Below are 13,253 nucleotides of genomic sequence, written 5' to 3' on the forward strand. Positions count from 1 at the left end.
GGCCTCAGCGGAACGGCGGCTCGTCAAAACTGCGCAGTTTACGCGAGTGCAGCGAGTTGAGCTCGGTACGCAGCAGGTCGAGGGCAGCGATGCCGATCTTCAGGTGCTGGCTGACCGCCCGGTTGTAGAAGGCATTGGCCGCTCCCGGCAGTTTAATTTCGCTGTGCAGCGGTTTGTCGGAGACGCACAGCAAAGTGCCGTAGGGTACCCGCAGACGATAGCCCTGGGCGGCGATGGTGCCGCTTTCCATGTCCACCGCCACCGCCCGCGACAGGTTGATCAACGGCCGTTCCTGCGCCCAGCGCAACTCCCAGTTACGGTCGTCGTAGGTCAGCACGGTGCCGGTGCGCAGGCGCTTTTTCAGCTCGTCGCCACGCTCGCCGGTCACCTGCGCCGCCGCTTCCTGCAGGGCCAGTTGCACTTCGGCCAGGGCCGGAATCGGAATGTTCGGCGGTACTACCCGGTCGAGAATCCCGTCGCGGCGCATGTAGGCGTGGGCCAGCACGTAGTCGCCGATGGTCTGCGATTGGCGCAGGCCGCCACAGTGGCCGATCATCAGCCAGCAATGCGGGCGCAGTACCGCCAGGTGGTCGGTGATGTTCTTGGCGTTGGACGGGCCGACGCCGATGTTGACCAGGGTGATGCCGTCGCCATCAGCGGCGATCAGGTGGTAGGCCGGCATCTGGTAGCGGTGCCACACCACTCCGGCAACCAGGGCCTGGGCTTCACCGTTGTCCATGGCCTTTTCGATGATCACGTTGCCGGGCAGGACCATGCGTACGAAACGCGGGTCGTCACGCAACCGCTCAAGGCCGTGGCTGATGAACTGGTCGACATAGCGGTGGTAGTTGGTCAGCAGGATCCACGGCTGCACATGGCGCCAGTCGCTGCCGGTGTAATGCACCAGGCGGCGCAGGGAAAAATCCACCCGCGCGGCGTCGAACAGCGCCAGCGGCAACGGGTCGACGTTGGCCCAGTCGTACAGGCCGTCAGCGATGCCGTCGGTGGCGGCAGAAAGATCGGTGCTGGGGAACACCCGCGCCAGCGCCGCAGCCGTAATGCCCGTACCGGCCAGCTCATCGCCCTGCTCGACCACATAGGGGTAAGGAATGTTCTGCTGGCTGACGCCCACTTCAACCGTGACGGTGAAGTCGCGCATCAGCGGCTTCAATTGCTCCAGCAGGTAACCCCGGAACGCCGCCGGCTGGGTCACGGTCACGCTGTAGGTGCCCGGCAACTGGACCTTGGCATAGGCGCGGGTGATCGCCGGCACTTCGCCATGGTACTGGTAGGTCAGGCGCAGCTCGGGGTAGCGGAACAGTGCGCGCTCCTCGGCATCCGGCTCGGTACGGTCCTTGAGGTAGCGCTTGAGCGCCTGGCTCAGGGCCGCGGTGGCTTGTTCGTGCAGGGCGGCGAGGCGATCGACGGCCTGCTCGGCGGTTTCTACGACAACGAAGGCTTCATCAGTACGGCTCACAATGTACTTCCTGTCTGACATGCATACGCCCATCTTGCCTATATCCGGCGGCAAAGGCACGCACGTTAGAGCGGCCAGTTCGGGGTCGAGCGTTGCACCAGCGCGGCGACGTCGACACCACGGGGCAGTACGCCATACACCCGGCCATTGCCGCCCAGGCGGCTGGCAATAAAGGCATCGCTGACCGCGGCGTTACCGGCTTCGAGCAGCAGCTTGGCCTGCAGGCCGACGGCGATGTCTTCGGTGAGCTGGCGGGCGCGGTACTGGATGTCCGCGGTGTCGGCAAAGGCCGCCTTGAGGTTACCGATATGTGCGGCCAGGCGCGGGTCGCCGTGGCCATCACCGAGCTCGGCGAACAACGTGTCGAGCACACCTGGCTCCTTGGACAGTGCGCGCAACACGTCCAGACACTGGACATTGCCCGAACCTTCCCAGGTCGAGTTGACCGGCGCTTCGCGGTACAGCCGCGGCAGGATGCTGTCTTCGACATAACCGGCGCCGCCCATGCATTCGGCCGCTTCGTTGATCATTGCCGGCGCACGCTTGCAGATCCAGTACTTGCCCACGGCGGTAATCAAGCGGGCAAAACGCGCCTGGTGCGGATCATCCGGCTGGTCGAGGGCACGGCCCATGCGCAGGCTCAGGGCCAGCGCCGCTTCGCTTTCCAGGGCCAGATCGGCCAACACGTTCTGCATCAATGGCTGCTCGGCCAGCAAGCGCCCGCCGACCTGGCGATGGGCACAATGATGGGCAGCCTGGGTCAGGGCCTGACGCATCAGGGCGCTGGAGCCGACCATGCAGTCGAAGCGGGTCATGGCCACCATCTCGATGATGGTCGGCACGCCGCGGCCTTCTTCGCCGATCATCCAGGCCAGGGCACCACGGAACTCGACCTCGCTGGAGGCGTTGGAGCAGTTGCCGAGCTTGTTCTTCAGGCGCTGGATATAGAACTGGTTGCGGCTGTCATCCGGGCGGTGGCGCGGCAGCAGGAAGCAGCTCAAGCCCTTGTCAGTCTGCGCCAGGGTCAGGAAGGCATCACACATCGGCGCCGAACAGAACCATTTATGCCCGACCAGCTCATAGGCCTGGCCCGGGCCGGGTGCTCCCACCGGATAGGCGCGGGTGGTGTTGGCACGCACATCGGTGCCGCCCTGCTTCTCGGTCATGGCCATGCCCAGGGTCACGCCGGCCTTGTGGCGATCGCCGACATTGCGCGGGTCGTATTTGGTGGCCAGCACTTTCGGCAGCCAGTACTCGGCCAGCTCAGGTTGCAGCTTGAGCGCCGGCACCGCGGCAAAGGTCATGGTTAGCGGGCAACCACTGCCGGCTTCGGCCTGGCTGTGCAGGTAGGTCATCGAGGCGCGGGCGACATGCGCGCCTTCACGCGGGTCGGTCCACGGCAAGGACGGCAGGCCATGCTCGATGGCCGTGCGCATCAGTTCATGATAGGCCGGATGGAACTCCACCAGGTCGATGCGATGGCCATAACGGTCATGGCTGCTGAACTGCGGCTTGTTCTGGTTGGCCAGAAAGCCTGCGGCCATCAGCGGCCCGCCGGCCAGGGCACCGTACGCGTCGATGCGCTCCTGCGCCCAACCCGCCCCGTAGCGCCGCGACCATTCCTGCAGTGGCAGGTCGATGCGGTACAGGTTGGCCCCGTCCAGGGACGGTGGCTGGTTGGTGACCTCATGGGTTTCAGCGTACTGGTGCAGGTTCATCGAGGGGCCTCCTGGATCCTGGCGTGACTGAATTTTCAGTGAATCACGCCCTGCCCCCCTGTCAAAGTGACAAAAACGCCTAACTAGCCGTGGTTTAACCCTGGCCGAGGCATGCCCAACTGCGCCTGGGGCGGGCTCAAGGGCACGCTCAGGTTCAGCTCGAAACGGCTGCCCAGGCCCGGGTTGGATTCGTGCTGCAGGCGTGCACCGATCAACTCGACCAGCTGCCGGCAAATCGCCAGGCCAATGCCCAAGCCGCCGTATTCACGGGTCATCGAACCGTCGACCTGGAAGAAGCGCTGGTACAGCGTGGCTTCGTCCAGGCAGTCAAAACCGATGCCGCTGTCGCTGACACTGATGCTCAGGCCCAACAGGTCCGGCCCCAGCCGTGTGCCGCGGGCCTGCAACATGACTCCACCCTGGTGGGTGAATTTGATGCCGTTGTCCATCAGGTAACCCAGGCACATGGCCAGCTTGTGTCGATCGCCGATCAGTACGTCAGGCAGCTCCGCCGGGATATCCAGGCTCAGGTACAAGCCCTTGGCCATGGCCGGCGCGGCGTATTCGGCACGCACTTCCTGCAGCAGCGAGCGCAGGCTGAACGCTGCATTTTGCGCGCTGAGGCGGCCGGCCTGCAGTTCGGTGAGGATGAGGATGTCATCGACCATGCCCATCATGTCCTGGGCCGCGGAGCTTGCGGTGTGCTGGTACTGGGCCAGCTCGCCGTCCAGCGACATGGTCTGCATCAGTTCCAGCGAACCGATCACACCGTTCATCGGCGTGCGCAGTTCGTGGGTGACGGTAGCCAGGAACTGGTCCTTGAGACGGTTGCTGTTGGCCAGCTCGATGTTCAGCTGTTCCAGGGTGCGGCCGGTTTCGCGCAGGGTCCGGGCCTGCTCGTCGCGCATGCTGTTGATGCGGTCGGCCAGGGCCAGGGACAACAGGCCGACCTCCAGCGCCGAACCGATCTGGCTGGCATACATGGTCAGGAACACGTTCGGCAGATAACCCAGCACCATCAGGGTGTTGACCAGGCCGCCGAGCAAGAATGCCGACCAGGCGATGATGAAGTAGCGGGCCACGCGCAAACCGCGGCGCCAGGCGAAAATCCCGGCGGCGAAAATGCACACGGTAAACAGCAGGGCCAAAGCGGTGGCCAGGCGCAGGGCAACACCGTAGCTGCTGGTCAGCGACAACAGCATGACCAGCGCGCCGCAGCCCATCAGCACCTTGAGCACTGCATCGAAGACACGGCTGTGATTGCTCAATTGCAGGAAACTGCGGGCAAACTGGCAACCGAACAAACCTGCCGCGCCGATGAACATCGGCGTGGCGGCGTTCGCCCACCAGGGACTGTCCGGCCAGAAATACGCCACGCCAGCGCCGTTGACCGACACCTGGTACAGGCCGAACGAGGCGATGTAGAGGATGTAATACAGGTAACTGGTGTCGCGTACGCTCAGGTAGATGAACAGGTTGTACACCAGCATCCCCAGCAATACGCCGTAGATCAGGCCCAACACGTACAAGCGGGTGGGCTGTGCTTCGAGGTAAGCCTGGGCCGACCACAGGGTCAGCGGCGCTTGCACCGAACCTTCGCTGTGCAGGCGCAAATAAGCGGTGGTGGTCTGGCCGGGGGTGAACGGTAATTCGAACAGGTAGTTGTTCTGTTTGATCTGCCGGCTGGCATAGGGCAAGGCGTCGCCGGTGCGCTGGGCCAGGTGGAAGGTGCCGCTGGCGTCGGCCAGGTAGAGTTCCAGGTGATCGAGCGGCGGGTAGGCCAGTTCCAGCAACCAAGCGCGGGGCGCAGCCGAGGGCAAGGCGGTGTAGCGCAGCTGGACTTTCAGCCAGAACACCGAGGTGGAGTAACCGGCGTTGAGGACCTCGGCCCGGTGCGGGCGAAAATGCTCGGCGAACGAGGGCGCACTGACCTGCGCAATGCTGGCATTGCCATCGCGGTCTTCGAACACTTGCATCACTTGCCCCAGCGGCAAGCTGCGGGTGGAGTCGTCGAAATCGACCGCCGGGGCCAGTAACGGCAACCAGCCCAGCACAACAATCAGCAAATAGCGCATACAGCCCCAGCATGGCCTGTCCCGGTCGCGTCGCGTAGCCTCCTGTCCGTTTGAGGCGATGCAATCCGGCAGTAACCGTTATCGGTTTATTCGAGCACTCTAGCATAGCTTTCCGAGCCTGCCAGATGCCACTGAAAACTTTACGCCGAAGGCTCTAGAACGCCACTTTCAGCGATTTCACAAGTACAGTTCAAACGCCCGTTGAAAAATCCCCGGCGCCGGGGCGGACCCAGCAAAAGCGTTTGGTGATAAGCTCGCGCACCATGAATACCTACAGCTCCCGCCCCGTTGTCCTCTGTCTCTCCGGCCACGACCCCAGTGGCGGTGCCGGCTTGCAGGCAGATATCGAAGCCCTGATTGCGCAAGGCTGTCATGCCGCTCCGGCCGTGACCGCCCTGACCGTTCAGGATACCGTCAATGTCACTGACTTCCGTGTCCTCGACCGCGAGTGGGTACTGGCCCAGGCCAATGCCGTGCTTGCCGATTCGACCGTAGCGGCGGTCAAGCTGGGCATGCTCGGCTCGACCGAAATGGTCGATACCGTGGTCGAACTGCTCAGTGCCCACCCGCACCTGCCGCTGGTCTGCGACCCGGTCCTGCGCGCTGGCGGCGGTGGCCGCCTGGGCAAGGATGAAGTCGGCTACGCCATGCGCGAACGCCTGCTGCCGCTGGCAACCATTGCTACCCCCAACCTTCCCGAAGCGCGCATCCTGGCCGAGCTGCCCGACGGCAGCGCCGATGAATGCGCCGAAAAACTCCTGCCGTTTGTCAGACACCTGCTGATCACCGGCGGTCACGGTGACGAACACGAAATCCACAACCGCCTGTACAGCCGCGACGGCCAGCGTCATACCTGGACCTGCCAGCGCCTGCCCGGCAGCTACCACGGTTCCGGCTGCACCCTGGCCAGCGCCCTGGCCGGCCGCCTGGCCCTTGGCGAGCAACTGCAAAGCGCGGTGCGTTCGGCCCTGGACTACACCTGGCGGACCCTGCGCGACGCCGAGCAACTGGGCAAAGGCCAGTACGTGCCGCGCCGCCTGCCCCTGGATTTCTGTTCCTGATCTTCGCTTGAGGTCTACACCATGAAGTTACGCGGCCTGTATGCCATCACTGACAGCCAGTTGCTGGCCGGCAAGTTCCTGCCCTATGTCGAAGCGGCGCTTGAAGGCGGCGTGACCTTGCTGCAGTACCGTGACAAAAGCCAGGACGAGTCCCGTCGGCTGCGCGAAGCCGAAGCCCTGGCCGAGCTTTGCGCACGCTACAAGACCCAACTGATCATCAACGACGATGCCGAGCTGGCCGCGCGCCTGGGTGTCGGTGTGCACCTGGGCCAGACCGATGGCCCGCTGACGCCAGCGCGCACCCTGCTCGGCCGCGAAGCGATCATCGGCTCGACCTGCCATGCCCAGCTTGAGCTGGCCGAACAGGCCGCCCGCGAAGGCGCCAGCTACGTCGCCTTTGGCCGCTTCTTCAACTCGGTGACCAAGCCGGGCGTGCCCGCCGCCGACATCGCCTTGCTGGAACAAGCGCGCACCCGCATCAAGCTGCCGATCTGCGTGATCGGCGGCATCACCCTCGACAACGCCGCCCCGCTGGTCGCCCACGGCGCCGACCTGCTGGCGGTGATTCACGGCCTGTTCGGCGCCGACAGCACGCAGGAAGTCACCCGCCGTGCACGCGCCTTCAACGCCCTGTTCGCTTCTGCCTGATTGAGAGAGCCCATCATGTCTCGTTCCGAAACCCTGTTTGCCAACGCCCAGAAACACATCCCCGGTGGCGTCAACTCGCCGGTGCGGGCGTTCAAGAGCGTTGGCGGCACGCCACTGTTCTTCAAGCATGCCGCTGGCGCCTATGTCACCGATGAAGATGACAAACGCTACGTCGACTACGTTGGTTCCTGGGGCCCGATGATCCTTGGCCACAGCCACCCGGACGTGCTCGACTCGGTGCGCAAGCAGCTGGAACACGGCTTGTCTTACGGCGCGCCAACCGCCATGGAAACCGAAATGGCTGACCTGGTCTGCTCGATCGTGCCCTCGATGGAAATGGTCCGCATGGTCAGCTCCGGCACCGAAGCGACCATGAGCGCCATCCGTCTGGCCCGTGGCTACACCGGCCGCGACAGCATCATCAAGTTCGAAGGCTGCTACCACGGCCACTCCGACAGCCTGCTGGTCAAAGCCGGCTCCGGCCTGTTGACCCAGGGCGTGCCAAGCTCGGCCGGCGTGCCGGCAGCCTTTGCCAAACACACCCTGACCCTGCCGTTCAACGACATCGACGCGGTCGAGAAGATGCTCGCCGAAGTCGGCCAGGAGGTTGCCTGCATCATCGTCGAGCCGGTAGCCGGCAACATGAACTGCGTACCGCCGGCGCCGGGCTTCCTCGAAGGCCTGCGCACACTGTGCGACAAGCACGGCGTGGTGCTGATTTTCGACGAAGTGATGACCGGTTTTCGCGTCGCCCTGGGTGGCGCCCAGGCGCACTACGGCGTTACCCCGGACCTGTCGACCTTCGGCAAGATCGTCGGCGGCGGCATGCCGGTGGGCTGCTTCGGCGGCAAGCGCAAGATCATGGAACAGATCGCGCCGCTGGGCCCGGTCTACCAGGCCGGCACCCTGTCGGGCAACCCGCTGGCCATGGCCGCCGGCCTGACCACCCTCAAGCTGATCAGCCGCCCGGGCTTTCATGACGAGCTGAGCGCCTTCACCAGCCGCCTGCTCGATGGCCTGCAACAGCGCGCCGATGCTGCTGGCATCCCGTTCGTCACCACCCAGGCCGGTGGCATGTTCGGCCTGTACTTCAGTGGCGCCGACGATATCGTTACTTTCGATGACGTCATGGCCAGCGATGCCGAGCGCTTCAAGCGCTTCTTCCACCTGATGCTCGAAGGTGGCGTGTACCTGGCGCCAAGCGCCTTCGAAGCCGGCTTTACCTCGATCGCCCACGGTGACACCGAGCTGCAGATCACCCTGGATGCGGCTGAGAAGGCGTTTGCCAAGCTGTAATTCAGTGGACCATCGCGGGGCAATCGTGCGCCTGCAGGCGCACGATTGCCCCGCGATGGGGCCTTGCAAAGCAGAAAATCGAGTAAAGACTTTGTAAGGTAGGCGCTGCTTATCCCATAATGTGCCACCAGACACTTTGGCCGCAGCTTTGCAGAGGTATGTCGATCCCCATGAACCGCACCGGCCGCGCCCTCGCCCTGGGCTGCCTGTTGCTTCTTCAGCCCCTGCTGGCCACGGCAGGCGGTAACTCGTTGCTGATTCCGGCAACGGGCCGCTGCACCCTCGATTCCCAGCCCGAAGACCTGCCGCAAGCCCTCGCCGCCTGCCAGGACGCGGCAAAGTCCGGGGATGCCCAGGCCCAGTACGAGTTGGGTGAGTTCTACTACGAGGGCACCAACACCCCGCGCGACCTCAACCAGGCCCTGAGCTACTTCGAGCAAGCCTCGCTGCAAGGCCACGCCGAGGCGCAATACCGCCTGGGCAGCATGTTCTACAAGGGTGAAGGTGTGGCGGCCAACAATGTGCAGGCCTACATCGTGCTGAAGATGGCGGCGGTCAACGGCGCCGAAGATGCCCTGGACATGGCCGACGAGGTGTCTGCGAAGATGCCCCGCGATGAACTGGAAGTCGCCACCCAGGTACTGGGGCAGATTTTCCGCAAGTACCTGCTGGAGCTGCAGACCGCCGAAGGCCGCACGCCCTTCTCGCCGCTGCCCTGATCCCCGCTTACTTTTCCGGCATTGGCATCGGGAATGGCATTACATTGCCAGTACCGCGTGCTTCGCTGATCTTCGGCGTGCCCAGACGCTCCACCTCGTCGATACGCACGATCGAATGCATCGGCACAAAGCTGCGCACCACGCCTTCGAACTGGGCCTTGAGCTTTTCTTCGCTCGGGTCGACCACCACCTGGGTGCGCTCGCCAAAGACAAACTCCTCGACCTCAAGGAAGCCCCACAGATCGCTTTGGTAGATCTGTTTGGCGTACATCTCGTACACCTGGCCCTGGTTGAGAAAGATCACTTTGTAGATCGGAGCTTCGCGTTTGGTCATTTTGGGCGGGGACAATCAAGGGTGGTAAAGAAGTCGCAAACTATAACATAGGCACCGGGCCGACAACGCTAGGATCCACGGCGCCGGCCCCTTATAATGTGCGGTTCTTCGAATTACCAGATGATCTCCCATGGCCAAGAAGCTTTACATCGAAACCCACGGTTGCCAGATGAACGAGTACGACAGCTCGCGCATGGTCGATCTGCTGGGTGAACATCAAGCCCTTGAAGTCACGGCCCGCGCCGAAGACGCCGACGTCATCCTGCTCAACACCTGCTCGATCCGCGAGCGTGCCCAGGACCGGGTGTACTCCCAGCTGGGCCGCTGGCGTGAACTCAAGGACCTCAAACCGGACATGGTCATCGCCGTCGGCGGCTGCGTGGCCAGCCAGGAAGGCGAGTCGATCCGCAAGCGCGCGCCCTATGTCGACGTGGTCTTCGGCCCGCAGACCCTGCACCGCCTGCCGGAGATGATCGACGCCGCACGCACCACGCGCCTGCCGCAGGTCGATGTGTCGTTCCCGGAGATCGAAAAATTCGACCACCTGCCCGAGCCACGCATCGACGGCCCCACCGCCTATGTCTCAGTGATGGAAGGCTGCAGCAAGTACTGCACCTTCTGCGTGGTGCCCTACACCCGCGGCGAGGAAGTCAGCCGGCCGTTCGACGACGTGCTGGCCGAGGTCATCCACCTGGCCGAGAACGGCGTGCGTGAAGTCACCCTGCTGGGGCAGAACGTCAACGGCTACCGCGGCCAGACCCACGACGGCCGCCTTGCCGACCTTGCCGAGCTGATCCGCGTGGTCGCCGCCGTCGATGGCATCGAGCGCATCCGCTACACCACCTCGCACCCGCTGGAATTTTCCGACAGCCTGATCCAGGCCCACGCCGAGGTGCCGGAGCTGGTCAAGCACCTGCACCTGCCGGTGCAATCGGGCTCCGACCGGGTGCTGGCGGCGATGAAGCGCAACCACACCGTCCTCGAGTACAAGTCCAAGCTGCGCAAGCTCAAGGCGGCGGTACCGGGCATCTGCATCAGCTCGGACTTCATTGTCGGCTTCCCCGGCGAAACCGAGAAAGACTTCGAGCAGACCATGAAGCTGGTGGCCGACGTCGGTTTCGATTTTTCCTACTCGTTCGTCTACAGCCAGCGCCCGGGCACCCCGGCCTCGGACTTGCCGGACGAAACCCCGGAAGAACTGAAAAAAGAGCGCCTCAAGGCCCTGCAGCACCGCCTCGACACCCAGGGCTTCGAGATCAGCCGACAAATGGTCGGTACGGTCCAGCGCATTCTGGTCACCGACTACTCGCGCCGCGATCCTGGCCAGTTGCAGGGGCGTACCGAGAATAATCGTATCGTCAACTTTCGCTGCGACAATCCCAAGCTGATCGGCCAGTTCGTCGATATCCATATCGACGACGCGCGCCCACACTCGCTGTTCGGCTCGCTGGCCCACTGAGCTGTCCTGCCGGGCCTGGTTACAGGCCCGGCGACCCTTGATCGTTTCAGCGCTTTCGCCCTGCAGCGGCTAGGGTTATCCTTGAGACCATATCCTTTGCCGTTGGGCGGCTGAAAAACGACCTTGAACGCACCTATCGAACCACATCGTTTCATCCTCGAGCCTTTCGAGGCCCATCGCTTCGCCAACCTGTGCGGGCAGTTCGACGAGCATTTGCGCCTGATCGAACAGCGCCTGGCCATCGAAATCCGCAACCGCGGCAATCAGTTTGAACTGATCGGCGAACCCAAGCACACCTCCTCTGCCGAGCAACTGCTGCGCCGCCTCTATCGCGAGGCCAAGGCCACCGAGCTGTCGCCGGAAATGGTCCACCTGTACCTGCAGGAATCGGCCGTCGAAGAGCTGGAGAACCCGGCCGTCAACGAAGTCAGTGTTTCCTTGCGCACGCGCAAGGGCATGATTCGTCCGCGCGGGCTGAACCAGCAGCGCTACGTGAAGGAAATCCTCGGCAACGACATCAACTTCGGCATCGGCCCGGCCGGTACCGGCAAGACCTACCTGGCCGTGGCCTGCGCGGTTGATGCCCTGGAGCGTGAACAGGTGCGACGCATCCTGCTGGTGCGTCCGGCGGTCGAAGCGGGTGAAAAACTCGGCTTCCTGCCCGGCGACCTGGCACAGAAGATCGACCCGTACCTGCGCCCGCTGTATGACGCGCTGTACGAGATGCTCGGCTTTGAACACGTGGCCAAGCTGATCGAACGCCAGGTGATCGAGATCGCGCCGCTGGCCTACATGCGCGGGCGCACCCTGAACAACAGCTTCATCATCCTCGACGAAAGCCAGAACACCACGGTCGAGCAGATGAAGATGTTCCTCACCCGCATTGGGTTCGGTTCCACCGCGGTGATCACCGGTGACATCACCCAGGTCGACCTGCCGCGTGGCACCAAGTCGGGCCTGGCCCATGTCATCGAGGTGCTCAAGGGCGTGCCGGGCATCAGCTTTACGCACTTCCAGCCCAAGGACGTGGTCCGCCACCCGTTGGTGCAGCGCATTGTCGAGGCCTACGAGCGCTTCGACAGCCAGCAGCAGAACCCGACCGAAGGCAAACACCGCGATGCTTGAGCTCGATCTGCAGCTGGCAAGCGATGCGAACCACCCGACCGAAGATCAATTCCGCCAATGGTGCGAGCTGGCCCTGCGCCAGCGCACGGCCGACTCGGAAATGACCATCCGTCTGGTCGATGAAGCCGAAGGCCGCGAACTGAATCACACCTGGCGGCACAAAGACTACGCCACCAACGTGCTGTCGTTCCCGGCCGATGTGCCTGACGAGTTGCTCGACATTCCGCTGCTCGGCGACCTGGTGATCTGCATCGCCGTGGTCGAACGCGAGGCTGTCGAACAGGGCAAGGCGCTCGAGGCCCACTGGGCGCACCTGGTCATCCATGGCTGCCTGCACCTGCTGGGCTACGACCACATCGACGACGATGAGGCCGAGGAAATGGAAGCACTGGAACGAACGTTGCTTGCTGAACTGGGTCATCCGGACCCGTACGCCGACGACGAACACGACGACAATTCAACACTGATATCTGCAAAGGATCACGAGTAACCGCCATGAGCGAAGATCGATCGAGCAACGGGCAAAAGTCCTGGCTGGGCAAACTGACCCAGGCTTTTGCCCACGAGCCGAAAAACCGTCAGGAGCTGCTTGAGCTGCTGCGCGAAGCCCATCAGAACAAGCTGCTCGACAGCGAGGCGCTGACCATTGTCGAGGGCGCCATCCAGGTCGCCGACCTGCAGGTGCGCGACATCATGGTGCCGCGCTCGCAGATGATGAGCATCAAGGCGACCCAGTCGCCGCGTGAGTTCCTGCCGGCGGTGATCGACGCCGCCCACTCGCGCTACCCGGTGGTCGGCGAAAGCCACGATGACGTGCTCGGCGTGCTGCTGGCCAAAGACCTGCTGCCGTTGATCCTCAAGGAGAACGGCGACAGCGTCAACATCAAGGACCTGCTGCGCCCGGCCACCTTCGTGCCCGAGTCCAAGCGCCTGAACGTGCTGCTGCGCGAGTTTCGCGCCAACCACAACCACATGGCCATCGTCATCGACGAGTACGGCGGCGTGGCGGGCCTGGTGACCATCGAAGACGTCCTCGAGCAAATCGTCGGCGACATCGAAGACGAGCATGACGTCGAGGAAGACAGCTACATCAAGCCGCTGCCCAGCGGCGACTTCCTGATCAAGGCGCTGACGCCGATCGAGAACTTCAACGAGTTCTTCGACAGCCAGTTCTCCGACGACGAGTTCGACACCGTCGGCGGCCTGGTGATGAGCGCCTTCGGCCACCTGCCCAAGCGTAACGAGACCACCGAGATCGGCCCGTACCGTTTCCGTATTCTCAACGCCGACAGCCGCCGGATTCACCTGCTGCGTCTGACCCCTATCACCCGTTAAGGACAA

The 13,253-nt window shown here is 63.5% G+C and carries 12 protein-coding genes; 8 read left to right on the forward strand and 4 right to left on the reverse strand.

Annotation, left to right across the window (positions count from 1 at the left end):
* Positions 1 to 4 precede the first annotated feature (4 nt).
* From amn to LOY22_RS23310, 3 genes are all read right to left on the reverse strand, one after another.
* Positions 5 to 1,510 (reverse strand): AMP nucleosidase, encoded by a 1,506-nt coding sequence (gene amn / locus LOY22_RS23300; RefSeq protein ID WP_371128634.1) that lies wholly within the window; start codon positions 1,508 to 1,510, stop codon positions 5 to 7.
* Between the two features lie 32 nt (positions 1,511 to 1,542).
* Positions 1,543 to 3,195 carry an acyl-CoA dehydrogenase family protein gene (locus LOY22_RS23305; protein WP_093379208.1) on the reverse strand — a complete coding sequence of 551 codons (1,653 nt, stop codon included), beginning with the start codon at positions 3,193 to 3,195 and terminating at the stop codon, positions 1,543 to 1,545.
* 83 nt (positions 3,196 to 3,278) lie between these two features.
* Positions 3,279 to 5,270 (reverse strand): hybrid sensor histidine kinase/response regulator, encoded by a 1,992-nt coding sequence (locus tag LOY22_RS23310; protein WP_258595004.1) that lies wholly within the window; start codon positions 5,268 to 5,270, stop codon positions 3,279 to 3,281.
* 263 nt (positions 5,271 to 5,533) lie between these two features.
* Between LOY22_RS23310 and LOY22_RS23315 the strand changes: the two genes are divergently transcribed.
* From LOY22_RS23315 to LOY22_RS23330, 4 genes are all read left to right on the forward strand, one after another.
* A complete protein-coding gene (locus tag LOY22_RS23315) occupies positions 5,534 to 6,331 on the forward strand; it encodes a hydroxymethylpyrimidine/phosphomethylpyrimidine kinase (RefSeq protein WP_045199832.1) in 798 nt (265 codons plus the stop codon).
* Positions 6,332 to 6,352: 21 nt separating this feature from the next.
* Positions 6,353 to 6,979, forward strand: coding sequence for a thiamine phosphate synthase (gene thiE, locus LOY22_RS23320; protein WP_093379204.1), 627 nt, complete (start codon positions 6,353 to 6,355; stop codon positions 6,977 to 6,979).
* 15 nt (positions 6,980 to 6,994) lie between these two features.
* A complete protein-coding gene (gene hemL, locus LOY22_RS23325) occupies positions 6,995 to 8,275 on the forward strand; it encodes a glutamate-1-semialdehyde 2,1-aminomutase (RefSeq protein WP_045199836.1) in 1,281 nt (426 codons plus the stop codon).
* A gap of 170 nt (positions 8,276 to 8,445) precedes the next feature.
* Positions 8,446 to 8,994, forward strand: coding sequence for a tetratricopeptide repeat protein (locus LOY22_RS23330; protein ID WP_045199838.1), 549 nt, complete (start codon positions 8,446 to 8,448; stop codon positions 8,992 to 8,994).
* A gap of 7 nt (positions 8,995 to 9,001) precedes the next feature.
* Here the strand turns inward: LOY22_RS23330 and LOY22_RS23335 are convergent, their stop codons facing one another.
* Positions 9,002 to 9,328, reverse strand: a complete 327-nt coding sequence (locus LOY22_RS23335; protein ID WP_010222917.1) for a DUF1820 family protein — start codon at positions 9,326 to 9,328, stop codon at positions 9,002 to 9,004.
* Between the two features lie 130 nt (positions 9,329 to 9,458).
* Here LOY22_RS23335 and miaB point away from each other — a divergent pair, with 130 nt between their 5' ends.
* The 4 genes from miaB to LOY22_RS23355 all read left to right on the forward strand — a co-directional run bounded on the left by miaB (position 9,459) and on the right by LOY22_RS23355 (position 13,247).
* A complete protein-coding gene (miaB, locus tag LOY22_RS23340) occupies positions 9,459 to 10,787 on the forward strand; it encodes a tRNA (N6-isopentenyl adenosine(37)-C2)-methylthiotransferase MiaB (protein ID WP_045199840.1) in 1,329 nt (442 codons plus the stop codon).
* A gap of 123 nt (positions 10,788 to 10,910) precedes the next feature.
* Positions 10,911 to 11,912 carry a PhoH family protein gene (locus LOY22_RS23345; protein WP_045199842.1) on the forward strand — a complete coding sequence of 334 codons (1,002 nt, stop codon included), beginning with the start codon at positions 10,911 to 10,913 and terminating at the stop codon, positions 11,910 to 11,912.
* Positions 11,905 to 12,402, forward strand: coding sequence for an rRNA maturation RNase YbeY (gene ybeY, locus LOY22_RS23350; protein ID WP_045199843.1), 498 nt, complete (start codon positions 11,905 to 11,907; stop codon positions 12,400 to 12,402). The genes LOY22_RS23345 and ybeY overlap by 8 nt, the downstream gene beginning before the upstream one ends.
* A gap of 5 nt (positions 12,403 to 12,407) precedes the next feature.
* A complete protein-coding gene (locus LOY22_RS23355) occupies positions 12,408 to 13,247 on the forward strand; it encodes an HlyC/CorC family transporter (protein WP_258595008.1) in 840 nt (279 codons plus the stop codon).
* The last annotated feature ends 6 nt before the right edge of the window (positions 13,248 to 13,253 follow it).

It is taken from the genome of Pseudomonas sp. B21-035 (assembly GCF_024748945.1).
In the GTDB taxonomy this organism is placed as follows: domain Bacteria; phylum Pseudomonadota; class Gammaproteobacteria; order Pseudomonadales; family Pseudomonadaceae; genus Aquipseudomonas.